The sequence below is a fragment of the Rhizobium sp. 768_B6_N1_8 genome (genome assembly GCF_051811225.1).
Taxonomy (GTDB): domain Bacteria; phylum Pseudomonadota; class Alphaproteobacteria; order Rhizobiales; family Rhizobiaceae; genus Rhizobium.
In genome coordinates this window covers 3,811,537-3,836,887 of sequence record NZ_JBPWPV010000001.1, presented here as the reverse complement: position 1 = coordinate 3,836,887, position 25,351 = coordinate 3,811,537, and the positions used below count along the sequence as shown (strand labels likewise).

Here is a 25,351-nt window from a genome sequence, read left to right as displayed (position 1 = left end):
GGCGAATTGCCTGCGCCGCTTAAATCTTTTAATTAAACTTTTTAAGGCTGGCGTTGCACTGCGGCAGCCGTCGACCAGCTTCACGCGTTGCCTGGAGGAGGAGACGTGGTTCAGAAGATCAAGCTTTCGACGATTGCCGAAACACTCGGCATATCAACAGCGACCGTTTCCCTTGCCTTACGCGACAGTCCGCTGGTTGCCGGCAATACTCGCGAAAAGATCAAGGAACAGGCCCGCGCGCTCGGTTACATCTACAATCGCCGCGCCGCCAGCCTGCGCACGTCACGCTCCGGCATTATCGGCGTTGTCGTTCACGACATCATGAACCCATTCTACGGGGAAATCCTGAAGGCGATCGAAAGCGAACTCGATCGCAGCCGCCACACCTTCATTCTCTCCAATCACTACGATTCCGTCGAGAAGCAGCGCACCTTCATCGAAACCCTGCTGCAGCTCGGTGGTGACGGGGTCATCATGTCGCCGGCGATCGGCACGCCGCCGGAGGATATCCAGCTCGCGGAAGAAAACGGCATGCCGGCGATCCTCGTCGCCCGTTCCATGGACAGCCAGGATGTGCCGACTTATCGCGGCGACGACAGCTACGGCATTTCGCTTGCCACCAACCACCTGATCGGCCTCGGCCATCGCACGATCGCGATGATCGGTGGTACGGACCAGACCTCGACCGGGCGCGACCGCTATCAGGGCTATGTCAATGCGCTGCGCAAGGCCGGCATCGAGGTCGATCCGAACCTGCGCATTCCCGGCCCGCGCTCGAAGCAGGGCGGTTTCGAGGCGGCGGTGCATTTCCTCTCCCTGCCGCAGAAGCCTACGGCGGCCGTCTGCTGGAACGATCTGGTCGCGATCGGTCTTATGAACGGCATAGCGCGTGCCGGCCTCGTGCCCGGCAGCGATATCTCGGTGACCGGCTATGACGATCTGGAGGAAGCCTCGATTGCCACGCCGGCACTGACCACCGTTTGGAACGGCCAGACAGAGGTTGGACGTCTTGCCGCCCGCGCCCTACTTGATCGACTTGCCGGCAGTCATGAGCCTGATGGCATCCATCTCATCAAGCCGGAAATGCGTATCCGCCAGTCCACAAGCCCTTATCGGCCGCGTTCCTGACCGCCGAAGCCAAGAGGAAAAGCCATGTCCCGCATTGCCGTTCTCGTTCCCGGGAAGATACATGATCGCGTTCTCGCCCAGCTGAAGGATCGTTTCGAGGTAGTAACCGTCGATCGCGACGAGACGCTGAAGCTCGATGCCGAGACGGCGAAACGTATTCGCGGTGTGGCGCTCAGCGGGGTTTTTCCGGCCGCCTGGTTCGAACAGTTGCCGAACGTGGAGATCGTCGCCAGTTTCGGGGTGGGTTACGACGGCATCGATGCGAAGCTTGCAGGTTCGAAGGGCATCATCGTCACCAATACGCCCGACGTGCTGAACGACGAGGTGGCCGACACAGCCATTGCGCTTCTGCTTAACGCCATTCGCGAGCTGCCGAAGGCCGAGGCCTGGCTGCGGGGCGGCAACTGGAAGCCGGGTTCTGCCTATCCGCTGACGCGCTTTTCCCTGAAAGGCCGCCATGTCGGCCTCTATGGCCTTGGCCGCATCGGTCTTGAGATCGCCAAGCGCCTGGAACCCTTCAAGGTGAAGATCAGCTATCACACCCGCTCCCGCCATGCCGATGCGCCCTATGATTATCTTCCGACGCTGAAGGGTCTTGCCGAGGCCGTCGACACGCTGATTGCGATCGTGCCGAAAACGCCGCAGACGCACCGCACGATCAACGCGGATGTTCTTTCAGCGCTCGGCCCTGATGGCATCGTCGTCAATGTCGGCCGCGGCTGGACGATGGATGAGGATGCGTTGATTGCTGCGCTCAATACAGGCACCATCGGTGGCGCCGGCCTCGATGTCTTCTATGACGAGCCGAACGTGCCGGCGGGTCTGCTTTCCGCACCGAATACGGTGCTGGTGCCGCATGTCGGCTCGGCCTCCATCCCGACGCGCAATGCGATGGCGGATCTGGTGGCGGAAAACCTCATCTCGTGGTTCGAGCAGGGCAAGCCGGTGACACCCGTTGCGGAAACTCCGGTCAAGCAATAGGCCGTCCCCCACTCCTTCCGTGAAGGCGGAGAGCGCGTTTCGCTTGTTCCTATTTTGCCGTTAGTCTTTTTCCTGTTTCCCACTTGGTCGACCGGGAAGGATTGGCTATTATTACCTCCGGCCGCGTCCATTCCCAGCGGCCGTGATTTCATCGGCGGCATTTCGCCGTCTCAAGCTTACACATAGCGATTTGATCGGGGAGCGTCTGCTCCGCCCGGCGACTTTTCGTGCGGGCAGCCGGCGCCTCTGGAAGGAGGCAGAAATGGATTATCGCAAGCTCGGTCCCAGCGGGGCCATCGTCACCGCATATTGCCTTGGTACCATGACCTTCGGGAAGGAGTCCGACGAGGCGGCTTCCTTCAAGATGCTCGACGACTACTTCGCCTGGGGCGGCAATTTCATCGACACGGCAGACGTCTACAGCAACGGTGTATCGGAGGAGATCATCGGTCGCTGGCTGAAGGCGCGTCCGACGCAGTCAAAGCAGGCCGTCATCGCTACCAAGGGGCGCTTCCCAATGGGTGACGGACCGAACGATATCGGTCTTTCCCGCCGCCACCTCAATCAGGCGCTGAACGACTCGTTACGCCGCCTCGGCGTCGAGCATATCGATCTCTACCAGATGCATGCCTGGGATGCGCTGACGCCGATCGAGGAGACGCTGCGATTCCTCGATGATGCCGTTCGCGCGGGCAAGATCGGTTACTACGGCTTCTCCAACTATGTCGGCTGGCACATTGCCAAGGCTTCCGAGATCGCCAAGGCACAGGGCTATACGCGCCCGGTGACGCTGCAGCCGCAGTATAACCTGCTGATGCGCGACATCGAGCTCGAGATCGTCGATGCCTGCCAGGATGCAGGCATGGGCCTGCTGCCCTGGTCGCCGCTCGGCGGTGGCTGGCTGACTGGCAAGTACAAGCGCGACGAGACGCCGACAGGTGCGACGCGCCTCGGCGAAAATCCCAATCGCGGCGGCGAGGCCTATGCTGCCCGCAACGCGCAGGAGCGGACCTGGGATATCATCAGCACCGTCGAGGAGATTGCCAAGGCACGCGGCGTCAGCATGGCGCAGGTGGCGCTTTCCTGGGTGGCCGCGCGTCCGGCCGTGACCTCAGTCATTCTCGGCGCACGCACATCCGAACAGCTCGCCGACAATCTCGCTGCGGCTGAATTCGTGCTTTCAGCGGAAGAGACGGTAAAGCTCAACGAAGTCAGCGCGCCGACGCCGGGGCAATATCCGTATGGTGCGAATGGCACCAACCAGCGTCACCGCAAGATCGAAGGCGGTCGCTGAGCCACTGAGCTGAAGATGAAGAAGGCCGCCGGAGCGATCCGGCGGCCTTTCCGTTTTCAGGCGATTGCCTGCGCCGGAAGCGATGGCAACTTACTGGCGGCGTAATCTCTGACGGCATCGCCGAAAGCGGTAAAGAGCTTGTTCGAGGGCTTGTCGGTCTCGGCCCAGTATTCCGGGTGCCACTGTACGCCGACTGCGAAGGCCTTGGCGTCAATGACGGAGACGGCTTCGACCGTGCCGTCCTCTGCTGTAGCTTCGACCTGCAGGCGCGGGGCGGTCTTGGCGATCGCCTGGCGATGCAGCGAGTTGACGCGAATTTCGCCGGCGCCGATGATACCGGCGATGCAGGAGCCTTCCTTGACGAAGACGCTCTGGCGGATCGCATACATGCCGTCGCGATCTTTCACATCGGGTTTCCGGTGGTCCCAGATGCCGGGCTGTTCCTGGATTTCGCTCGCAAGCGAGCCGCCAAGCGCAACATTCAATTCCTGAATGCCGCGGCAGATGGCAAGAAGCGGGATGGCCCGATCGATGGCGCGGCGGATGAGCGGCAGGCTGGTGGCGTCGCGGGCCGGGTCAAAGGGGCCATCGGTTTCGGTGGCTTCGATGCCGTAGAGCGAGGGGTGCACATTGCTTGCCGAGCCGGAAACCAGCACGCCGTCCACGCGATCGAGAATGGCATCTGTGTCATAGCCCTCTTCAAAGGCAGGAATGATGAAGGCCATCACGCCGGCGGCATTCAGCGCCGCGCGCACATATTGATGCTGCACGGCATGCCAGGTTGCGCCATCAAGGCTGCGGATATCGGCGGGAATCGCAACGATCGGTTTCGTCATTTTTGCCCCGAAGAAAACAATATCGGACGTTTGTGCGGCCAGATCGGCCGTGAAGTCAACGCTTGGATGCACGCGGTGGCCAAATTGCGGCGGTTCAAAAGTCCGGTGTTTACTGGAAGTTGGCTAAATAATTGATTTTAAAGTTTTCCAGCTCTTTCAAGTTTCAAACGCGACGATATTGGAATGTCGGTAAATACATCCAATATTGTTGGGGATCGTGTTGCCGAGTGTCATCCCTTGAATTACATTCCAGCCGATTTCTGCAACCTGTGTTCGTAATTTTCGTGCGGCTTGACCGTATCGTTAAGAGGACGGACCAAGAGGATTGACGGCATGTCGGAACCGAAGACGACGGCACTCGAGACGAAACCTGACTTCATGCCCTCGATCGCGGCCGGCGGCCCGCCCGCCGTCGTGACCGTCGTGCTTCCGCCGGAAAAGGCTGGCGATATCAGCGATCTGGCAGAGCGGTATCGGTTGGCGACGGCAGAGCCGCATACGCTTGTTACCTTCGGCCAGGAAGCTATCAGCAGTTTCGGTGCCAAGCTGGATACTATTCTCTCGCAGATTACCAACGCCCAGTCGCCGGTGCTTTTCGAGCTTTTCCGCACGATTCGCGAGGGTGTGAAGGATGCGGATCTGAAAGAGCTGGAGGCAAGCATCCGAGAGAAGCTGAAGGGAAGCTTTCTCGAACGTCTGCTGATGGCGGTCGGTCTTGGCGACCCTGCCAAACGGTTGAAGGCCGTGACGGATGAAGTGCGCGGCATGCTACAGAGCAAGGCGAAGTCGCTCAGCGATCTCATCAAGCCGATGGAAGCCCAGATTGATGAGGAAAGCGGCAAGCTCATTCTCGAAGTCTCGCGTATGAGCACCCTGGCGGAGGGATATCGCGATACGATCGTTTCACTTGGGGTTTTCGTCGAGGCCGGCCGTCGCATCATCGCTGGCGCAAGCAGGGATCTAGAACGACTGAAGCAAGAGGCGGTCTCGGGCGATCCGCTCAAGGTTCAGGAAGCTCGCGACTTCTCGCAGAAGCTGGATATCTTCCAGAACCGCGTGCTCGTTCTTGAAACGGCCTACGCCAAGGCGCCGACGGATCTCGACTCGATCGGCATTGCGCGGGGTGCGGCTCTTGCGACGCTCGCTGATACCGTCTCCTCTGCCAATGCCGAATTCAACGACATCAAGTCGATCCTGATCAGGCTGCATGCGCTCTTCCAGATGCAGTCGATCCAGCAGATCAATGCCATGCGGCGTGAGCTGCGGGCCTCGCTGCAGCAATATGGCTCGCAGGTGCTCGAAGATGTTTCGGTCAATGCGGTCAAGGCGGCCGGCGAAACCCGCCTTGCGGATGCCGATCTTGTGCTCGGTACCGCCCAGCGGCTGCGGGCGATCGCCGACAAGGTCATTGCCGAAGGCGAGCGCAACAAGGAGCGCTATGCCGCCGCCCGTACCAAGCTTGAACAAGCACGCCAGATCGTGATTGCCCGCCCGATCTGAGACCTCAGGAGAAGACAGCGCATGGCAACCTTCAATCTCAACAAGGGTCAGTCGTTCCAGATCCAGAAAGAGATCCAGCTCGTTCATTCCGGACTGGTCTGGGATCCGCCGGAAGGCTCCGGCCCGGCCTTCGACCTCGATGTCCATTGTTTTGCGCTGGTTCATCCCGGTGGCGATTCAAACCGGGCGCGGCTCTACAATGACGGTTCGCATGCACTGTGTTACGCATTCGTGCGCAGCTCCAGCAATCCCGAGGGATCACTGTCCAAGAATGCCGATGGATCCTTCCAGACTGATGACGGCTCCATGTGGCATGAGCGCGACGACCGCACCGGACGTGGCGCTCTCACAAAGCCAGACCCCGATGACGATGGTGATGACGATCATCATGGCGGCGGTCATCACGACGAGGGATTTCGCGAGGAGTTCAAGATCGTGCTGGCGAAGCTGCCGCACGAGATTTCCGAGCTCGCCGTCTGGGCAACGATCCACGACGCTGCTCGCAAGAAGCAGGATTTCGGCAAGGTCAAGAACGCCTATATCGAAGTCTGCGATGCCATGGACGACGAGCTCTGCCGATATCAGCTGACGGCCGAATTTGCCGGCAAGACGACGATCCAGGTTGCGTCCTTCCTGAAGCAGGCGGACGGTTCCTGGAAATTCTATGCCGTCGGCGCGGGATCGAATGCCGGGCTCGGCGACGTCATTCAGGCCTATCTCGGCTGAGCGGAGGCTCTGCTTGACCAGCGGCAAGGCAGATGAACCGCCGGAGAAAAAGCCGGGCGGATCGCCCAGGGTGCTTTTCCCGGAAAGTGCCGCGCTCGCGCCTGTCGCCGCTCCGAAAGACGGAAATCAGCCGAAGATACTCTTCGGTGCGCCCCATGCTCCCACGCCCAAGGGCGATCGCCCACGGGTTCTAGCCGCTGGGGAGGTGAGGCAACGCATCTCCTGCGGCGTCGCCGACCTTCAGGGCATGGACGCGAACGCGACCGAGGCTGTCGCAAAAGCGGCCTTGCGGATCGTCGACAGCACCAATCTCGATGATCATTATTTCGATGATGTGGTCCGCTTTGGTGCTCCTCTGCAGACCGAGCACGGCAGACTGGCGGAAAGCGAACTCAAGATCGTCGGCAGTGAAGTTGTGGCAGAGGGGAGACGGTTTGCGGCCGAATTGCTGCAGTGCCTGATGGACCTCGATCCGGAAAGGGTGTTTGCTGTCCGCGGCGGTTTTCTCAATACCGTCAAGGCTCTCGCCGCGCCCCGTGATCCTGCCGGCCTTTTTTCTCGCCTCTATCCGGAGGTGCGGGCTTTGGCGACTGAACTTAACGTGCTTGCGCCCGAGATTGTTGCCGTTGCCAAGCAGGTACGTGCTGTCGGCAAGGCCTATAAGTCACTCTCGAATAACCTTGCCGGGCATATTCTTGCCGGTCGATTTCTCGTCCACCACATCAGTAGCCTTCAAATGTCCGACCGTGAGCGGCAGGTTCATTATGCCTCGCAGTCTGAAGCACTGGAGACACGGACATCAAGCCTTTCGGCCACGAAGGCGACCGTCGAGATGAGTATCTGGACCGTTGCGGCCGTCTCGCAGGAAATCGAAGCGCTCGCCCGCTTGGCCGAGGGCCTGTTGCAGGAAGACCTGCCTGCCTGGCATGCGGCATATTCCGCAGCCCTAACCGCTCAATCGGCCGAGCAGGCAAGGACAACGGCGCCGCTTCGCGACCTTCACACCCGCATTCTTGGAAAACTCAAACTGGAGAGGAATAGGCCGTGACGACATTCAAGCTACAGAAACCGGAGGAAGAGGTTCGCCGCGTCGGCTTCGTTTTGCAAAAGCAGGGCATTCACGAGCGCATTCCGGCGCAGGTCGGCATCAATATCGATGTCTCTGGCTCCATGAGCGACCTTTTCAAATCCGGCGCGGTGCAGGCAGCGCTGGAGCGCATCCTTCCCGTCGCTCTCTATTTCGACGATGATGGCCGTATCGATACCTGGGCTTTTTCCAACAAGCAGAATATGGCGTCACTGACGCCTGCCACGGCCAAGAATTACGAGGGCTACATTCAGCGTGAGATTGTCGGCAACAAGGAAGTCCAGCCGATCCTGTGGGGCGGCACAGACTACGGTCCGGTCATCCGCTCGAACCTCATGACTTACGGGCTGATGGAGGAAGAAGAGGCAGGTGGCCTGCTCGGCATGATCTTCGGCATGCGGCGCGACGCCTTCGGTGAAGAAACGCGATCGGGCATTCCGGCAATCAATTATTTCCTGACAGACGGGGAGAATTCCGACAGGGACGCGGCCTGGGACTTGCTGCAGAAGGCCGAACAGGCTGAATCGCAGATTTACTATGTCATGGTCGGTATCGGCGACGAGAAGTTCGAATTCCTGCGCAGCGCCGCGGAGCATTTCCCGAATGTTGGTTTCGTCAGCGTCAGGGATCTCGGAGAGTTCGTGGGCAGCGACGACGCCTACGAAAAACTGCTTCCGGCCGAGCTCTGCACCTGGCTGAAACATGAGCATGACGACGAGGACGACGATCATCATTGATCGTTTCTCCTGAAGGCAAGCCCGGTCGCTTCATCGCGGAAGCGGCCGGCACGATACAGCTAAGCTGCTGATTCCGATGGATGTGTGGCGTGTGCCACAGAAGCGTCGTGATCCCAAAGACTAATAGACTAAAGCTTGAAACGCTTCTTCCGCCATGCTTAGCTTTGCCATTACTGCGGGTAGGGGTGAGGATTGACCACGCAGTGCCATCTATACGGGAGGTTTTTGATGGATCGTCGTTCATTTATGAAGAAGGCGGGAACAGCCGGCGCCGGTGCCGTTGCCGCGACTGCTTTGGCAGCACCTGCAATTGCGCAGGAAAACCCGAAGATTGCCTGGCGTATGACCTCGTCGTTTCCGAAGAGCCTGGACACGATCTATGGCGGCGCCGAAGATATTGCCAAGCATATTTCGGCTGCCACGGACGGTAATTTCACGATCCAGCCTTTCGCAGCCGGCGAAATCGTCCCCGGCCTGCAGGCCGTCGATGCGGTGGCGGCGGGTACTGTCGAGGCAGCCCACACCACCTCCTATTATTTCGTCGGCAAGGATCCGACCTACGCCATCGGAACGGCCATTCCGTTTGGACTGAACAGCCGCCTGACCAATGCCTGGTTTTACCAGGGCAACGGCAATACACTGATGAACGAATTCTATGCCACGCAGGGCATGTATGCCCTGCCGGCCGGCAATACCGGTGCGCAGATGGGCGGCTGGTTCCGCAAGGAAATCAATACGCTCGACGACCTCAAGGGCGTCAAGATGCGCATTGCCGGTCTCGCCGGTCGCGTCATGGAGAAGGTCGGCGTCATCCCGCAGCAGATCGCCGGCGGCGACATCTATCCGGCGCTGGAAAAGGGAACGATCGACGCGGCAGAATTCGTCGGCCCCTATGACGACCTGAAGCTCGGCTTCCACAAGGTGGCGAAGTACTACTATTACCCGGGCTGGTGGGAAGGCGGCCCGACGGTGCATGCCTTCTTCAACCTCGATAAGTGGAGCAGCCTGCCGAAGCACTATCAGGCAGCGCTCAACGACGCCTGCGCCTTCGCCAACACCAACATGCTGGCAAAATACGATACGAAGAACCCGAGCGCGCTGAAGCAGCTTGTTGCGGAAGGCGCAACGCTGCGGCCGTTCAGCCAGGAGATCATGGAGGCCTGCTTCCAGGCCGCGATGGGCATCTACGGCGAAATCTCAGGCACGAACCAATATTTCAAGAAGATCTACGATGACCAGACTGCTTTCAAGCGGGATGCCTATCTCTGGATGCAGCTTTCGGAATACACGTTCGATACGTTCATGATGATCCAGCAGCGCGCGGGCAAGATCTGAGGAGCCCCCGCCGCTAACATTGGTGGTTTACACGCACACGATACCAGAACCCCGGATTTCGATCCGGGGTTTTGCTTTTTTGCTGGCTATTTGGCAGGCGCCGGCGGCGCTCCCGGCAGGCCATTCAGCGGCGGCAGGGTCAGGCCCGGGATCTGCGGCGAGCCGTTGTTGCCGCCGAGCGGGGGCAGGCCGAGCTGACCGCCGAAGCCCGGGACTTCAATCTTGATCGAGTTCGGGTCGACCTTCGGGCCATGGTCCAGCCAGTAGGTCACCGATTGTGGCCAGAAGATCACGATCGCCACCAGGATCAGCTGCATGCCGACCCAGGGAAGCGCACCCATGTAAATATCCGAGGTCTTGACCTCGCGGCCGGCGATCGAGCGCAGGTAGAAGAGCGCGAAGCCAAAGGGCGGGTGCATGAAGCTCGTCTGCATGTTGACGCAGATCAGCACACCGAACCAGATCAGGTCGATGCCGAGATTGGAGGCGACCGGGGCGAGCATCGGGATGACGATGAAGGCGATCTCGAAGAAATCGAGGAAGAAGGCGAGCACGAAGATGAAGATGTTGACAAAGATCAGAAAACCGACCGGGCCGCCGGGAATGCCCGATAGCATATGCTCGATCCAGCGCGAGCCGTCCATGCCCTGGAAGACCAGGCTGAAACAGGTGGAGCCGATAAGGATCATCACAACCATGGAAGTGATGTGCGTGGTCGATGTCATCGCCTCGCGGATCAGCGGCCAGGTGAGGCGCCGGTTCATGGCCGCGAGCGCCATGGCGCCGACGACGCCGAGCGCGCCGGCTTCCGTCGGCGTCGCAAGACCCATGAAGATCGTGCCGAGCACGAGGAAGATCAGCACGATCGAGGGCACCATGCCCATCAGTACCTTCATGAGCAGCGCCCAATTGAAGTCGCCGCGCACTTCCTTTGGCAGCGGCGGCATCGATTTTGGCCGGAAGATCGACAGCACCAGGATGAAGAGCACGAAGATCGCTACCTGCAGGATCGACGGGCCGATCGCGCCGCGATACATGTCGCCGACCGATTTGCCGAGCTGGTCGGCGAGAACGACGAGTACCAGCGAGGGCGGGATCACCTGGGTGATCGTGCCGGAGGCGGCGATGACGCCGGTAGCAAGGCGCGGATTGTAGCCGTAGCGCAGCATGATCGGCAGCGAAATCACACCCATGGTGATGACCGAGGCGGCCACCGTGCCGGTGATCGCGCCGAGCACGGCGCCGACAAGGATGACAGCATAGGCCAGGCCGCCGGGAACGCCACCGAAGAGCTTGCCGGTGCCTTCGAGCAGATCTTCGGCCAGCCCACAACGCTCTAGTATGGCGCCCATGAAGGTGAAGAAAGGGATCGCGAGCAGCAGATCGTTGGAGACGATGCCGAAGAAGCGCAGTGGCAGCGCCTGCAGGAAGACCTCTCCGAAATGCCCGGTCACAATGCCGATGATACCGAAGAAAAGACCGACGGCGGCGAGCGAAAAGGCGACGGGGAAGCCGTAGAGCATGAAAATGACCATGCCCAGGAACATCGCCGGCGGGATGATACCGTAGTCAAACAAATTTGTTCCTCCAGGCGCGCGTTACTGCAGCGGCTTTTCGTATTTCGTATCGATCTCGATCGTGCCGGACAGCGCGGCGATCCTCTTGATCAATTCCGAAATGCCCTGAAGGGTCAGAAGCGCGAAGCCGGCAAAAAGCACCAGCTTCACAGGCCAGCGGATGAGGCCGCCGGCATTGGCGGAAACCTCGCCCTGCTGATAGGCGAGTAGGAAATAGGGCCAGCAGAGAATGGAAAGGAAGATGCAGGCCGGGATGAGGAAGACGATCAGGCCGACGATGTCGATCCACATCTTTGCCCTGTCAGAGACAGAGCCGTATATCAGATCGACCCGCACATGTTCGTTCTTGCGCAAGGTGTGCGAGGCGCCGAGCACGACGACGAAGGCGAAGAGATACCACTGGATCTCGAGCCAGCCATTTGAACTGTAGTTGAAAGCGTAGCGGACGACGGCGTTTCCGGCGCTGATCAGGCAGCAGAACAACACCATGTATTCGGATAGTTTGCCAATGAACTCGCTGATCGAGTCAATCAGCCGACTGACGGCCAGGAATACCGACATTCGCCTCCCCTTATTGTCTTGCCGTTTTCGGCAGTTCTCCCTCTGCAATCGGTGTAAACTAGGGTTTTTGAAATTGGAAGGATAAATGACCCGCCTTGGAGTATAGTCTTATGCGGCTAGACCCTGTGATCCCTTTGAAAAATTCTGGCAACTCAGCGCGGATATTTTTTTCAAAAACCTCGCGAGAAAGCTGTATTATCGCGCCTTGGATGAGTAGCTCATCCTATGGTTTTAGAAAAATTGACCAAATGTTTGAACCGTTTGAAATCAATTTTTAAAGGGTTCGGTTTACATTTCCCGCGCACAGGGAAAGTATGGATGAAGCCACATAACCCGAACAGGGTCCCTAAGGATGTGTATCTGTCGTTTGTGAGTTCCCTCTCCGGGAACCGCATGACGCTTCTCGCTGGCGTCATTGTACACTCCGCCACTTTCCTTGCTGTTGCTGCTAAGACTGACTCTCCCGTCTATATATTCTTGGCTGTCGCCGTCATCATGGTGTTCTGCGCCCGCATGGCGATTTTCCGGCTGTTCGATAAGGTAGACAAGGAGAAGCTCTCCTTTGCCGAGATCGAGCGCTGGGAGAAGATTCTCGTGGTCGGCGCAGCCGGCATTACGACACTTCTTGGCATCGGCAGCGGCTATGCCATCTTTTTCACGCGTGATTCCTTTGCCGAGCTCGCCTGTATTGCAGTGACCATGGCGACGATGGTTTCGGTCGTCGGCCGCAACTACGGCTCGCGCATGGCGGTCGACCTGCAGACCTTCTCCTGCTGTCTACCGATGATCATCTGCAGCGTCATGACGCTGGATTTCTACCGCGGCATCCTGTCGGTCTTCCTCATTCCGTTCTGGCTGACGACACGGGCCATGGCCACCGGCGTGCGCGAGTTCCTCTATGAGAACGTGATCGCACGGCGCGAGATCGCTTCGATTGCCGATCGCTTCGATACAGCACTGAACAACATGCCGCATGGCCTCGTCATGGTCGACGAGGAGAACCGGATCCAGGTCATCAATCGCAAGGCCTGCGAACTCTTGAAAATTGGCGTGCCGGATCGGCTGAAGGACCGCGATCTCGGCGCTGTGTTGCGTTACGGCGCACGCTACAGCTTCATGGACGCTTCGCAGCCGGAGCTGATCCTGCGGCAACTGACACAAGTGGCCGAAGGCAGCCTGTCGCGCACGCTCATTCATTTCCCTGAGGGACTGTCGCTGGAATTCTCGGCAAGCCGGCGCGCAGATGGCGGTGCGGTATTGATCTTCGAAGACGTTTCGAGCCGTGTGAAGGCCGAGCAGAAGATCCTGCATATGGTGCGCTTCGACGCGCTGACCGGCCTGCCGAACCGCGAATATTTCGGCCATCTCGTGCAGGATTATCTCGCCAGACATTCGAAGAAACGCGGTCCCCTCGGCTTTATGATCCTCGATATCGACGAGTTCAAGCATGTCAACGACATGCGCGGCCATGTGACCGGTGACCACCTGCTCTGCGCCATCGCCGTGCGGGTCAAGGAGATGGCCGGCAACGCCATCGTCGGCCGCCTGATGGGCGACCAATTCATCCTCTTCTTCCCGCATGCGCGTGACCGGCAGGTGTTGGATGCCGACATCCGCAAGCTGCATGCCGCGATCCAGGGTCAATATGAAGTCGATCAGGTGACCTTCCTCGTCTCGCTCAGTGCCGGGTACGCCGTCCTCGAGAGCGACGCCTTCGCCATGGACGAATGGAGCGTCAAGGCTGACCTTGCGCTGTTCGAAAGCAAGTCGCGCTTGAAGGGCGGCATCACCGGTTTCGAGCACGAAATGGACGGTCGCTATATCGAGCAGCAGAAGCTCAAAGCGGATCTGCGCGAGGCTGTGGCTGCAAATGCGCTGCACCTCGCCTTCCAGCCGATGTTCAAGGCTGATGGTACGCGCATCGAATGCGCCGAAGCACTGGCTCGCTGGGTGCATCCGGAAAAGGGCTCCATTCCGCCCGACGTCTTCATCCGCCTCGCTGAAGAGATGGGCATCATCTCGCAGATCACGCGTTTCGTGCTCTTCAAGGCCTGTGAAGAATGCATGAGCTGGCCGGATCATATCGCCGTTTCAGTCAACCTGTCGGCGCGCGACCTGCGTGACGCGGACATCCTGTCGGTCGTTGCGGACGCGCTGGCGTATTCCGGTCTTGAGGCATCGCGCCTGCATCTGGAAATCACCGAAAGCAGCCTGATCGACGAGCCGGCGGTCGTGCGCGCCATCCTCGCCGAATTGCGAAGCCGCGACATCACCATCGCCATCGACGATTTCGGCACCGGCTTCTCCAGCCTCAGCTATCTCGACACGCTGCCGCTCGACATCGTCAAGATCGACCGTTCCTTCGTGCGTAACATCGTTGAAGATACGCGCCGTCTGAAACTGTTGCGCGGCACGGTCCACCTTGCCCGCGAGCTCGGCCTCAAGATCGTCGTCGAGGGTGTCGAGACCCCGGAGCAACTGGCGCTTCTCAACAAGCACCGCAGCACGGATCTCGTACAGGGTTATGTCTTTTCCCCGCCGGTCCCCTCGAAGGAAATTGGCATCCTCTCCCACGCTCTCAACCGCCGCACGGCACCGCGTCGCCGCAGCAAGGTCGCCTGATCAGGGCGCTACCTGACGGTGTGACCACGGGCATATTCGCGGCCGTTAACCTTAATGATTCAAATACGTCCAAAATTCTTATCAAATCTTGCGCTTTACTGAATGTGGTATGATTAATGACCCGTTAACAACGGGGTGCATCTATGGCGTCTGTCCCTTTGAGTACGAGTGACTTTTCGAAAAAGGTTCTCGAAGTTCTTGATAATGTCGAATATCGCCGCGTCGAAAGCACTGAGGACATGGAAGGTGTCGAGCGGCTGCGTTACAAGGCCTACAAGGCGCACGACACGCTGGCGCTGGCCCCAAAGGGACTGCTCGACGACACGGATTTCGACAGCCATGCTCATGTTTTCGGGCTCTATTATTACGGCGAGCTGGTCAGCACGATCCGTATCCACCATGTGACACCGGAACATCGCGTCAGCCAGTCGGCCGGAGCCTTCCCGGAAGCAATCGATGCGCTTCTCGATGCCGGCCTCAGCTTGATCGATCCGGCGCGTTTTGCCGCCGATCCTGATCTGACCGCCGATCTGACCTGGATTCCCTACCTGACGCTGCGGCCAAGCATCGTCGCGGCCGCGCATTTCCGTGCACATCGGGTTCTGCAGTTCGTCCGCCCGCCGCATGCGGCATTCTACAAGCGTGTCTTCTATGCAGACACCGTCGTGCCGGGCCAGAAGGCCAAAAATTACGGGATCGACATGACGCTGATGGCGACCAACGTCGTCGAGGTCGGCCGCAAGCTTCTCACGCGTTATCCCTTCTTCATTTCCAGCGCCAGCGAGCAGCGGATGATGTTCGCGCGCGGCCCGGAAAACACGCTGCCTTCGCTCACTATCGTTCCCACCGCCCGTTTCGTGCCGGAAGGCCAGCTCGGAACGGATCTGCCGCTTTGATTCTTCCATAGGGAATGCCCTCTGCGCATCAGGAGAGGGCGTTCCTGCGGCATTCTCATGCATTGCGCTTTCGCCCGTCATTGTGTAATCCCTGCGGTGGGGATTTGCCTCGCTGAGGCGAGGGAATCAGGCAGCGCTAAGGCATTTCAGGGAGACGATATTCATGGCCGAACATCATACCGGACCGGTCGAGACCGGCGCGCCGATGGACTACAAGGAACATGAAAAGACCTACAACATGTTCATTGCCGGCACGAAATACGGCTCGATGCTTCTGATCGCCCTGATGCTTGCCATGGCTGCCGGTTTCTTCGGCGGTGCCGGTTTCCTCGGCGGCATCCTCGTCTTCCTCATCATCCTCGTTGCCGGCATCTTCCTGCTCCGCTAAGCGCGGCCTGCGGGAAGACACGGTCTTCCGAACTTTGTGATGTAGATGCTTGGCCCGTGCAGGCAAGCAGCCTGCCACGGCCCAGCTGACCCGGAGGAGGGGGCAGTTGGCCAATATCGTTTTCGTAGCAAAGGAAATCACGGGCGATGAGGCGCGCGTTGCCGCGTCTGTCGAAACCGTGAAAAAGATAAAGTCGCTCGGTTTCGATGTCATCCTCGAAGCGGGCGCCGGAGCACTTTCTCGCATTCCGGATAGTGAGTTCGAGGCCGTGGGCGCCACAATCGGGACGTTCGCGGATGCAGCGTCCGCCGATGTGGTCCTCAAGGTCCGCCGGCCGACCGAAAGCGAAATTTCCGGCTATAAGACCGGTGCCGTCGTCATTGCCATCATGGATCCCTATGGCAATGACGAGGCGGTCGCCGCGATGGCCCGCGCCGGTCTTTCCACCTTCGCCATGGAGCTGATGCCGCGCATCACCCGTGCGCAGTCGATGGATGTGCTTTCGTCGCAGGCCAATCTTGCAGGCTATCAGGCGGTCATCGAGGCAGTCGTCGTCTATGACCGCGCCATGCCGATGATGATGACGGCAGCGGGTACTATTCCTGCGGCCAAGGTTTTCGTCATGGGTGCGGGCGTTGCCGGCCTCCAGGCGATTGCGACGGCGCGCCGTCTCGGTGCCGCCGTTTCGGCAACCGATGTCCGCCCCGCAGCGAAGGAACAGGTTGCATCTCTCGGCGCGAAGTTCATCGCTGTCGAGGATGACGAGTTCAAGGCGGCGGAAACGGCCGGCGGCTATGCCAAGGAAATGTCGGCCGACTATCAGGCGAAGCAGGCTGCACTCGTTGCCGAGCACATCGCCAGGCAGGACATCGTCATTACCACGGCTCTCATTCCCGGCCGTCCGGCGCCGCGGCTCGTCTCGCGCACCATGCTGGCCTCGATGAAGCCGGGGGCGGTTGCTGTCGATCTCGCAGTCGAGCGTGGCGGCAACATTGAAGGCGTGGTTACAGGGCAGGTCGCCGATGTCGAAGGTGTGAAGGTGATCGGCTTTCCGAACATGGCGGGTCGTGTGGCGGCCAGTGCCTCAGCGCTTTACGCCAAGAACCTCGTCACTTTCCTGGAGACGATGGTGAGCAAGGAAACGAAATCGGTCGTGCTCAACCTCGAGGACGAGCTCATCAGGGCGACGATGCTGACCTATGCGGGGGATGTCGTGCATCCAGCATTCGGCGGCGCCAAGAAGGGGGATAACTGATGGCCAGTGAAGCAATGGACAAGGCTCTGGAGCAGCTCGACCAGGCCGTCACCGCGGTCATCACCGCTGCTGCCCAGGCGCCTGAAGCGGCAAGTGCCGCCACCGGCGGTGCGATCGATCCCTTCGTTTTCCAGTTCGCGATCTTCGTGCTGTCGATCTTCGTCGGCTACTACGTCGTCTGGTCGGTAACGCCGGCGCTACATACGCCGTTGATGGCCGTTACCAACGCGATCTCCTCGGTCATTGTCGTTGGTGCGCTGCTCGCCGTCGGCATTTCGACCAGCGGTCTTGCGACCGGCTTCGGTTTCGTGGCGCTCGTGCTCGTCTCCGTGAATATCTTCGGCGGCTTCCTCGTCACGCAGCGCATGCTGGCGATGTACCGCAAGAAGGACAAGTGAGGGGCCGATGACCAATCTTGCAGCCTTCCTCTATCTCGTCTCCGGCGTTCTCTTCATCCTTGCGTTGCGGGGGCTCTCGCATCCGGCGACTAGCCGCAAGGGCAATCTCTACGGCATGATCGGCATGGGGATTGCCATCCTCACGACGCTGGTGCTGGCGACGCCTGACTTCGGCGGCTTCGTGCTCATCATTCTCGGTCTTGCCATCGGCGGCAGCGCCGGCGCCTATATTGCCCGCACCATTGCCATGACCTCGATGCCGCAGCTCGTTGCCGGCTTCCATTCGCTGGTTGGTCTTGCCGCGGTTCTGGTCGCGGCATCGGCGCTCTATACGCCTGATGCTTTCGGTATCGGCGAGATTGGCCAGATCCATACGGAAGCGCGCATCGAGATGGCGATCGGTGTGGCGATCGGCGCGCTGACCTTCACCGGCTCGATCATCGCCTTCCTGAAGCTCGATGGGCGCATGTCCGGCAAGCCGATCCTTTTACCCTTCCGCCATCTGATCAACATCGCTCTCGCTGTCCTGATCGTGCTCTTCATCATCGGTCTGGCGGTGACTGAGAGTCACCTGGATTTCTGGGCGGTCGTTGCGCTCTCGCTGTTACTCGGCATCCTGCTGATCGTGCCGATCGGCGGTGCAGACATGCCTGTCGTCGTGTCGATGCTGAATTCCTATTCGGGTTGGGCTGCCGCCGGCATCGGCTTCACGCTCGGCAATCTGGCGCTTATCATTACCGGTGCGCTGGTCGGCTCATCGGGTGCGATCCTGTCCTACATCATGTGCAAGGGCATGAACCGCTCTTTCCTTTCCGTCATCCTCGGCGGTTTCGGCGGCGAGATGGCAGGCGGCGCTGCGGATACGTCGGAGAAGATCGTCAAGCTCGGCTCGGCTGAGGATGCGGCCTACCTGATGGCGAATGCCTCCAAGGTCATCATCGTGCCGGGCTACGGCATGGCGGTGGCGCAGGCACAACATGCGTTGCGCGAACTCGCCGACAATCTCAAGAAGAACGGCGTGGAAGTAAAGTATGCGATTCATCCGGTCGCCGGCCGCATGCCGGGTCATATGAACGTGCTGCTTGCCGAGGCCAATGTGCCCTATGACGAAGTCTTCGAGCTTGAGGACATCAACTCGGAATTCGCCCAGGCCGATGTCGCCTATGTCATTGGCGCCAATGACGTCACCAACCCGGCGGCGCGCGACGACAAGTCCTCGCCGATCTACGGTATGCCGATCCTTGACGTCGACAAGGCCAAAACCTGCCTCTTCGTCAAGCGTTCGCTCGGCTCGGGTTACGCCGGCATCGACAACACGCTGTTCTACAAGGACGGCACGATGATGCTGCTCGGGGACGCCAAGAAGGTGACCGAAGAGATCAACAAGGCAATCGCCCACTAACCGAAAAAGCCCGCTTCGGCAGGCTTTTCTTTTATCATCGGCGAACCGTCAGATCTCGCCCGGCACCAGCGTCATCTTCTCGACACCGATGGCGAGATTGAGACCTTCCTGAGCCTGCAGGTTCAGCGGCTGCAGCATGAAGGCCTTGTCGGTGCCACCGGCAATGACTTTGGCACCTCCACCGGCGCCGAGGCTGGCATCTGCGCCGATGCCGTAATATTCGCCGGCGAGTGCGAAATCAGGCATGTTGGTGCCGGTCTTGGCAAGCACCTGCCAGATCATAACGCTCTTGCCGGTCTGGCCGATATCGATACCGAATTTCTCGATCTTGCCGGCGTAGACCGCCTTAGGGCCACCGGAAGCCGGCGTATAGGTGCAAATCAGGTTTTTCTCAGAAGTGACGATCAGTCCCTGGCCGCCATCCGATCCGCAGACGAGCCGGCCAAGCGACATATAGTCGGCTGCTGCGGCCGAGCTGGCCCAGGTCGCGGCCGAAACGATTGCGGCAGCAATCATGGTTTGCTTGAACATGGTCCTTCTCCTTTTGAATGACCTGTTCCAAACGGGCGATTGCATTGATTGTTCCGGTTGCGCTACTCGCGCTCCATCGTCCCACGCTGGGCTGTGAGGGTCCAGACGAGACCTTCCGGATGGAAGTCGACATCGACCTTGCCCCGGAAAGCGGAGGCGGCATGTGCCTTGATGACTGTGGTGCCGAAACCGGTGCGCGACGGCGGGCTGACGGGCGGGCCGCCGCTTTCAGTCCAGGTGAAACGCAACATGTTGTCCTCTGCCGGCTGCCATTCGAAGCGCACGCGGCCCTGTGGCACGGAGAGCGCTCCGTATTTCACCGAATTGGTGGCGAGTTCATGGAGCGCCAGGCCGAGGTTCTGTACGGCATCGGGCTTGAGGATGAAATCCATGCCCTCGATTTTCACCTGCTCGCGAGCCTGTGGAAAGGCCTGGAGATGAATATCGATGACGCGATGCAGCGAGACGCCGGACCATTGCTCGCCCGTCAGAAGCTCGATCGAGCGCACGAGTCCTTCAAGGCGGTGAGCGACGGCCAGCCGGAATGTCTCGACGCTGTCGGCCTGCTTGGAGAGCTGGCGCATCATTGCGAGAACAAGCGTCAGCAGGTTCTTGGTGCGATGAACCAGCTCATGCATGACGAAGCGCAGCCGGTCTTCGCTCTGGCTACGGTCGAAAGAGGCATTGGAAAGCGCAATCGCCACCTGGTTGGCCTCGATGACACTGGTTTCGACGGGAGAGACGATATGGCCTTCGCCGAGCCGGTTCGCCATGTCTGCTATTTCGCGGATCGTCGAGCGGACCTGCCGGGCAACGGCATAGGTGGCAAGTACGGCAACGAGCAGCAGCACGAGGCCGCCGATCAACAGGAAGCGCCAGGTGCTGAGGATCGGTGCCTGGGCGGTGGCGATCGGCCCCCATACCACAGTTTTCCAGGACCAGCCGGGAATTTGCGCATAGCCCAACAGGGCATGTGGGAGGATATCGCTGTCTTCGAAAACGCCGCTGGATGCGACGAGCGAAGGCAGGATGCGCGGGTCGAAGGGTTCGCCAGGCTGCAGATTGGCAGGGCCGCGGCTCGCCACGACATGACCACCCTGATCGATGACCGCCGCCGACCAGCCGGAGGCAAGGCCCTCTGTCGTGACGAGCTTTGCAAGATCGGTGGCATTCTGGGTGATGATCAATGCGGCGACAGGATCCTCGTCACGCGGCAGGGTGACGTTATAGACCCACATGCCGCTCGTCGCGCCCATGAAGACGTCGGAGGCTTCGATCCGGCCGGACTTCATTGCGGCTTCCAAAGCCGCGATGTTCGTCGTCTTGCCGAGCGGCGTGCCGAAGGCGCGACGAGTATTCAGAAATTGCTGCCCGGCCCTGTCGACGGCGATCACATAGAGCGTATCGCCGCGCAGCGCTGTTTCCGTGCGATTGTAGAAAGACTCATAGTCGCCGCTCTCCAGCTCCGGCGAGGAGGACAGCAGCCGAAGCGTAGTTGCCATATCCTGAAGCTGGCGGTCGATGGTGCGTGAGAGGGCGAGCGCATCCTGCGCGGTTTCGCGCTTGAGCGTAGACCGCTGATTGTCTTCCAGCTGCATGAGAAGAAGGGCAACGAAGGCAAAGATCGGCAGCGCAATCGCCACGGCCATGGCGATAAGATATGTTCCGATGGAAGCTTTCGGAAAAAGACGTACGGCGAACCTCATCGATACCGCCCCCGAACTGCCGGGACTGGATGCTGGGGAAGCTCGGTTTCGCAGAGTCTAACGAAAGCAAGAATCCGCATCGCTCGCAAACGCCCCTTACATTTCGTACCGCCGAATAGCCCACTATCAAAGCAGGATCATGTTAGGGGGCGGGGCATTTGGTTGCAACCTACTAAAATAGTCAGGTGCAAAATCGTCAATTTTTTAAGGACTATCTTGCGTCCGTGAAGCGCTGCAACCGGAAGGGCATGAGGCTTTCGTCATTCTTGCCTGACAGAAGCTCGTCGGCAGCAAGTAGGCCCGCAAGTGGAGCAAGCGTGACACCGGAGTGCATTACCGTGACATAGAGACCCGGCAGGCCAGCATTGCCGATGATGGGAAAACCATCAGCCGGTGTCGGGCGATAGCCGACCGTGAAGAAATCAAGCTTCAGATCGGCATTGTCTATGATCATTGCTTTTACGCGTGCGAAGAGTTCCGCTGCACTTGCCTGATGATCTTCACCGGGATCGCCGCCACCGAAATCCGAGCCGGCGATGATACGGCCTTCCGCCGTCTGGCGCATATGCAGCTGCGGTGTCATGACGAGGCCGTTCAACCGCTTCGAGACAGGACGCGAGTGCACGATCAGGCCGGCTGGTGCAGACAGGGGCAATGTGATCCCTGCTGAGGCGGCGATCGGAACTGCGCCTGCACCTGCGGCCAGCACGACGTGATCGGCTTCGAGCATGCCTTCCGACGTGACAACCCCGACGATTCGTCCGGCACTCTGCAGCAGACCGTTGACCGTGGCATGAACGAATGTCGCGCCATGTGCTTCGGCATCAGCAAGCATCAAACGTGCGGCGGCAACAGGCTCCACCGCACCTTCTTCTGCGACATAGAGGGCGAAATCCGGATATTCGCCAAGGCCTGGCTCGAGCAGCGCGATTTCTTCCCGGTTCAGCCGGCTGATACCGTAGCCCCAGCGGCCATGTTCATCGGCATAGGCTTCGAGATCGGCCGCCGGCATATCCCAGCAGAGGCTGCCGCACCAGGCGAGCGGCAGGCCGGGTAGTTCCCGTGCCAGTCGCTTCCATTCGGCCATCGCCCGACGGCGAAGATGGAAATAGAATTCGGGATTGCCCCAGCTCGCATTGATCCAGGCAAAAGAGCAGGGTGTCGCCACGCCGCCGAGTTCTTCGCCGACGACGGTGACTGCTGCACCCTTGTGTGTGAGATGCCAGGCAATCGAGGCGCCGATAATGCCGGCGCCGACGACGATCACATGCGGTTTCGCTGTCATCGTCGTCACCTCTTCCCGTTATCCGTCAGCCGGTGGTGCCGCCGACGCGGGCAAGTCCGTCCCGGGCCGGCTGGTATTTCGGATCGAGGCCGACAGCGTGGCGGTAGGAGCGGATGGCCTTGTCCTTCTCGCCGCGGCGCTCGTAGACGAGAGCCTGGTTTGCCCACGATTCGGCGAGGTTGCCGTTGAGCTCGATCGCGTGGTTGAAGTCGGCGAATGCGTTGTCGTTGTCGTTCAGCGCGATATAGGAAATGCCGCGGCCATTATAGGGCTCGGGCGAGTTCGGCGACAGCGAGATCGCCTTCGAGAAGTCGTCGATCGCCTTATCCTGCTGATTGCGCTTCTGGTAGATCAGGCCGCGATTGTGATAGGCGCGGCCATCCGTCGTGCCGAGCTGAATCGCCTTCGAGAAATCATTGAAGGCCTGATCGTCCTGGCCGGCCATGCGATAGACATTGCCGCGACCGATATAGGCGACGTCATAGCTCGGATTGATCTGCAGAGCGGCGTTGTAATCGGCGATCGCCTGCGGCTGCTGACCCATGTTGCGGTAGACCAGCGCGCGGTTGGCATAGGCCTGGAAGAAGCGCGGGTTGAGCTGTAGGGCGGTGTTGAAGTCATCGAGCGCCTTGCGGAATTCGCCGGCGCGGCCATAGGCCGAGCCGCGAACGTTATAGCCTTCCGGATCGCGCGGATTGGCGTTGATGACGCCGGTTAGCGAAGCGATGTTTTCCTGCGAGCCCTGTGCCTTGTCGATGCGGATCACGGCATCCGAGGTGTTGGTCGTTTCACAACCGGCAAGGCCGAGCGCGGCGGCAAGCGCCAGCGAGACAAGCATGACCGATTTCTGCGAACGCAAAGAGCAGGACGGATTGAAGGTTATTACAGCCATTCGGGCTCGCTTTCCCCATGCATCATATCCGGACAAGCGGATATGCAATCTTCAGCGGCAAAAATTAAAAAGGCGGCGGCGACACTGATCGCCCCCGCCACACATGCACCTGAAAACGTCGAAAAAACGACGACACCGCCTCAGCGTGCTGCAACCAGACCTTCGCGCTGAGCGCGCTTGCGTGCCAGCTTGCGAACACGACGAACAGCCTCGGCCTTCTCGCGAGCACGCTTCTGCGACGGCTTTTCGTAGTAGTCGCGCATCTTCATTTCGCGAAAAATGCCTTCGCGCTGCATCTTCTTCTTGAGAGCGCGGAGAGCCTGGTCAACATTGTTATCGCGGACAAGTACCTGCACGAGAATCACGTTCCTTTGGTTTGGTTGATGCCGAAAGGCGGCGCAGCGCCTGGGGCAAAAATATAACGTTCGCGCGGCCGCGGCCTTGCGATTGGTGTTGCGAAATATCAGATCGACGGAATGAAGTCCAGACGGGATATGCGATCGGTGGAAAAATCCCGCCCATGCCTCTACGGAGCTAGGAGCGTGGCTTCTCGGGTTTCGTTTCGTCCAGAGCTGCGATCGCTTCCTTCAGCGCCGCGATAACACGGGAGCGATCCGCCGGCTCAAGCCGAGCCGTGTCCAGATGCAGGTCCAGTCCGGCCAGATGTTCGCTGAGAATGCGGCTCTTGTGATCGGCGCCGAGCATCAGCCCGTCCACGGCGTAGGGTACGATCTCGCGCTGGATACCCTTCATGGTGATCGGCGGCAAAGGATGGGCATCAACAATATCTTTCACCAGCGCATAGGTTTCGTAGCTGATGACGATCTCCCCGCCCTGGGCGATCGATTGCAGGCGCGCGGCGAGGTTCGCTTCGGCACCGATAATAGTATAGTCCATGCGGTCACTGCTGCCGAAATTGCCGACGTTGCAATAGCCGCTATTGATTCCCATGCGCACCACGAAGGGCTCTTCCGTGCCGTTCCGGCGCCATCTCTCTTTCAGTTCGCCGAGCCGGCGTTGCATGTCGACTGCCATGCGCAGGCAAGCCTTGGCATCTTCTTCGGCTCCCTTGGTTTCCGGATCGCCGAAGAAGACCAGCATGGCATCGCCAATGAACTTGTCTACCGTGCCGCCATGTTTGAGCGCGATCGTGGACATTTCGGTCAGATATTCATTCAGCATTTCCGTCAGCGCTTCCGGCTGCAGACGCTCGGTCGTGGCGGTGAAATCCTTGATGTCGGAGAAGAAGATCGTCAGGCGCTTTCGCTCGGTATGGACGACCACATCCTTCTGGCCGCTGAAGATGCTCTTGTAGATCTGCGGTGAGAGATAGCGGGAAATCTTCAGGGAAACGCTGGCGAGGAATTCGTTAGCTGCTTCAAGATCGCGGTTGGCACTGTGTATGACGCGTGTCTGCTGGCGCTGCAGAACAATGAAGCTGATGCCGATGATGGCGACGAAGAAGAAATAGCAGAGCAGATATTTGAAGGCGAGAACGTTGCTCGCATAGGGCTGGCGGATGATGACTTCCTGAATGCCGCGCACATCGCCTACCTTCCAATCCCTCTTCGGGCTTTCAGGATGAGTGTTGTGACAGGCGACGCAAGCCTGGCCCATGATCACAGGCGTGATAAGCCGCAGCGTATCGGTAAATCCGACGCGGGTGAGGTCGGTCAGTGTTTGGCTGGAATTGGCGCGCAAGGATGCGAGTGAGGCCGTTTCGAAATTGTCGAGATCGTGAGGCGCGCGATTCTTGAAGGGCAGGTCGGAGAGGAAGCGGTAGGTGATGTTGGCCTGCTGCTCCTTGATGACGTCGCCGAGTTCCAGTGAAAGCGTGGCGGGTAGCGGAATGGCGCCTGGAATATTGGCATAGTTGTGTGAGACGACCGTGCCGCTGACATCGCCCGCCTGATGGGCGGCGAGCACTCTGCCGACGACATTCGCTGAATAATAGGAGCGTATGCTGGTGACGAGCGAACTCATGTCCCGCGCCTGCCGGCGCAGCGCACTTTCGGAGAGGTCGCTGATATCAAGCCAGACGGCGAGCGGCAGCCCGGCCAGCATCGCCAGCACGACGGCGATCAGCCAATAGCCGCTTCTGCGGGCGGCAGAGGCCGAGTTTTCCGCAGTTCTTGCCGTGGTCTCTCCTTGCGGATCTGCCATGGCTCATCCCTTCGACAATGATCGAATTGTTAAATCCCCTGAAGGAGAAAA

23 protein-coding genes are annotated in these 25,351 nt (G+C 59.6%); 14 read left to right on the top strand and 9 right to left on the bottom strand.

Translation table 11 applies throughout. The annotated features are described in order from the left end of the window. Positions 1–105 precede the first annotated feature (105 nt). From AB8B33_RS19640 to AB8B33_RS19630, 3 genes are all read left to right on the top strand, one after another. Positions 106–1,128 carry a LacI family DNA-binding transcriptional regulator gene (locus AB8B33_RS19640; protein ID WP_113321897.1) on the top strand — a complete coding sequence of 341 codons (1,023 nt, stop codon included), beginning with the start codon at positions 106–108 and terminating at the stop codon, positions 1,126–1,128. 24 nt (positions 1,129–1,152) lie between these two features. Continuing rightward, on the top strand, positions 1,153–2,109 hold the full coding sequence (locus AB8B33_RS19635; protein WP_439016599.1) for a 2-hydroxyacid dehydrogenase: 957 nt from the start codon (positions 1,153–1,155) through the stop codon (positions 2,107–2,109). A 262-nt stretch (positions 2,110–2,371) separates the two neighbouring features. Continuing rightward, the gene (locus AB8B33_RS19630; RefSeq protein WP_439016598.1) at positions 2,372–3,403 is read left to right on the top strand and encodes an aldo/keto reductase; all 1,032 of its coding nucleotides are present in this window, start codon (positions 2,372–2,374) and stop codon (positions 3,401–3,403) included. A gap of 56 nt (positions 3,404–3,459) precedes the next feature. On the opposite strand, the gene AB8B33_RS19625 is transcribed toward AB8B33_RS19630, so the two are convergent. Beyond that, positions 3,460–4,239: a gamma-glutamyl-gamma-aminobutyrate hydrolase family protein gene (locus tag AB8B33_RS19625; RefSeq protein WP_439016597.1), complete on the bottom strand. Its 780-nt coding sequence runs from the start codon at positions 4,237–4,239 to the stop codon at positions 3,460–3,462. Positions 4,240–4,572: 333 nt separating this feature from the next. Between AB8B33_RS19625 and AB8B33_RS19620 the strand changes: the two genes are divergently transcribed. The 5 genes from AB8B33_RS19620 to AB8B33_RS19600 all read left to right on the top strand — a co-directional run bounded on the left by AB8B33_RS19620 (position 4,573) and on the right by AB8B33_RS19600 (position 9,624). Next, positions 4,573–5,739, top strand: coding sequence for a toxic anion resistance protein (locus tag AB8B33_RS19620; RefSeq protein WP_439016596.1), 1,167 nt, complete (start codon positions 4,573–4,575; stop codon positions 5,737–5,739). Between the two features lie 21 nt (positions 5,740–5,760). Beyond that, complete coding sequence (locus AB8B33_RS19615; protein ID WP_439016595.1) at positions 5,761–6,465, top strand: TerD family protein; 705 nt, start codon at positions 5,761–5,763, stop codon at positions 6,463–6,465. Positions 6,466–6,478: 13 nt separating this feature from the next. Next, positions 6,479–7,513 carry a hypothetical protein gene (locus tag AB8B33_RS19610; RefSeq protein ID WP_439016594.1) on the top strand — a complete coding sequence of 345 codons (1,035 nt, stop codon included), beginning with the start codon at positions 6,479–6,481 and terminating at the stop codon, positions 7,511–7,513. Continuing rightward, positions 7,510–8,289, top strand: coding sequence for a VWA domain-containing protein (locus AB8B33_RS19605; RefSeq protein ID WP_310383741.1), 780 nt, complete (start codon positions 7,510–7,512; stop codon positions 8,287–8,289). The genes AB8B33_RS19610 and AB8B33_RS19605 overlap by 4 nt, the downstream gene beginning before the upstream one ends. 228 nt (positions 8,290–8,517) lie before the next feature. After that, positions 8,518–9,624, top strand: a complete 1,107-nt coding sequence (locus AB8B33_RS19600; RefSeq protein ID WP_439016593.1) for a TRAP transporter substrate-binding protein — start codon at positions 8,518–8,520, stop codon at positions 9,622–9,624. A gap of 86 nt (positions 9,625–9,710) precedes the next feature. On the opposite strand, the gene AB8B33_RS19595 is transcribed toward AB8B33_RS19600, so the two are convergent. After that, positions 9,711–11,201 carry a TRAP transporter large permease gene (locus AB8B33_RS19595; protein ID WP_439016592.1) on the bottom strand — a complete coding sequence of 497 codons (1,491 nt, stop codon included), beginning with the start codon at positions 11,199–11,201 and terminating at the stop codon, positions 9,711–9,713. Positions 11,202–11,222: 21 nt separating this feature from the next. Beyond that, the gene (locus AB8B33_RS19590; RefSeq protein WP_113325766.1) at positions 11,223–11,762 is read right to left on the bottom strand and encodes a TRAP transporter small permease subunit; all 540 of its coding nucleotides are present in this window, start codon (positions 11,760–11,762) and stop codon (positions 11,223–11,225) included. Positions 11,763–12,080: 318 nt separating this feature from the next. Between AB8B33_RS19590 and AB8B33_RS19585 the strand changes: the two genes are divergently transcribed. The 6 genes from AB8B33_RS19585 (at position 12,081) to AB8B33_RS19560 (ending at position 18,723) form a co-directional block, all read left to right on the top strand. Beyond that, positions 12,081–14,384 (top strand): putative bifunctional diguanylate cyclase/phosphodiesterase, encoded by a 2,304-nt coding sequence (locus tag AB8B33_RS19585; protein WP_439016591.1) that lies wholly within the window; start codon positions 12,081–12,083, stop codon positions 14,382–14,384. A gap of 143 nt (positions 14,385–14,527) precedes the next feature. Further along, entirely contained in the window at positions 14,528–15,280 is a 753-nt protein-coding gene (locus AB8B33_RS19580) for an N-acyl amino acid synthase FeeM domain-containing protein (protein WP_439016590.1), read from the top strand. 163 nt (positions 15,281–15,443) lie between these two features. Beyond that, positions 15,444–15,668: an aa3-type cytochrome c oxidase subunit IV gene (locus AB8B33_RS19575; RefSeq protein WP_007817412.1), complete on the top strand. Its 225-nt coding sequence runs from the start codon at positions 15,444–15,446 to the stop codon at positions 15,666–15,668. 106 nt (positions 15,669–15,774) lie between these two features. Beyond that, entirely contained in the window at positions 15,775–16,923 is a 1,149-nt protein-coding gene (locus AB8B33_RS19570) for a Re/Si-specific NAD(P)(+) transhydrogenase subunit alpha (protein ID WP_439016589.1), read from the top strand. Continuing rightward, positions 16,923–17,321, top strand: a complete 399-nt coding sequence (locus tag AB8B33_RS19565) for a proton-translocating transhydrogenase family protein (protein WP_007817406.1) — start codon at positions 16,923–16,925, stop codon at positions 17,319–17,321. The genes AB8B33_RS19570 and AB8B33_RS19565 overlap by 1 nt, the downstream gene beginning before the upstream one ends. Positions 17,322–17,328: 7 nt before the next feature. Continuing rightward, positions 17,329–18,723 (top strand): NAD(P)(+) transhydrogenase (Re/Si-specific) subunit beta, encoded by a 1,395-nt coding sequence (locus AB8B33_RS19560; RefSeq protein WP_439016588.1) that lies wholly within the window; start codon positions 17,329–17,331, stop codon positions 18,721–18,723. A 48-nt stretch (positions 18,724–18,771) separates the two neighbouring features. Here the strand turns inward: AB8B33_RS19560 and AB8B33_RS19555 are convergent, their stop codons facing one another. From AB8B33_RS19555 to AB8B33_RS19530, 6 genes are all read right to left on the bottom strand, one after another. Further along, a complete protein-coding gene (locus tag AB8B33_RS19555; RefSeq protein ID WP_310383724.1) occupies positions 18,772–19,254 on the bottom strand; it encodes a DUF992 domain-containing protein in 483 nt (160 codons plus the stop codon). A 62-nt stretch (positions 19,255–19,316) separates the two neighbouring features. Beyond that, the gene (locus tag AB8B33_RS19550) at positions 19,317–20,960 is read right to left on the bottom strand and encodes an HWE histidine kinase domain-containing protein (RefSeq protein ID WP_439016587.1); all 1,644 of its coding nucleotides are present in this window, start codon (positions 20,958–20,960) and stop codon (positions 19,317–19,319) included. A 211-nt stretch (positions 20,961–21,171) separates the two neighbouring features. After that, positions 21,172–22,245 carry an NAD(P)/FAD-dependent oxidoreductase gene (locus AB8B33_RS19545; protein ID WP_439016586.1) on the bottom strand — a complete coding sequence of 358 codons (1,074 nt, stop codon included), beginning with the start codon at positions 22,243–22,245 and terminating at the stop codon, positions 21,172–21,174. A gap of 25 nt (positions 22,246–22,270) precedes the next feature. Continuing rightward, a complete protein-coding gene (locus tag AB8B33_RS19540; protein WP_439016585.1) occupies positions 22,271–23,137 on the bottom strand; it encodes a tetratricopeptide repeat protein in 867 nt (288 codons plus the stop codon). A 140-nt stretch (positions 23,138–23,277) separates the two neighbouring features. Beyond that, a complete protein-coding gene (gene rpsU, locus AB8B33_RS19535) occupies positions 23,278–23,493 on the bottom strand; it encodes a 30S ribosomal protein S21 (RefSeq protein WP_003542939.1) in 216 nt (71 codons plus the stop codon). A gap of 178 nt (positions 23,494–23,671) precedes the next feature. Continuing rightward, positions 23,672–25,300, bottom strand: coding sequence for an adenylate/guanylate cyclase domain-containing protein (locus AB8B33_RS19530; RefSeq protein WP_113320965.1), 1,629 nt, complete (start codon positions 25,298–25,300; stop codon positions 23,672–23,674). Positions 25,301–25,351: the final 51 nt, after the last annotated feature.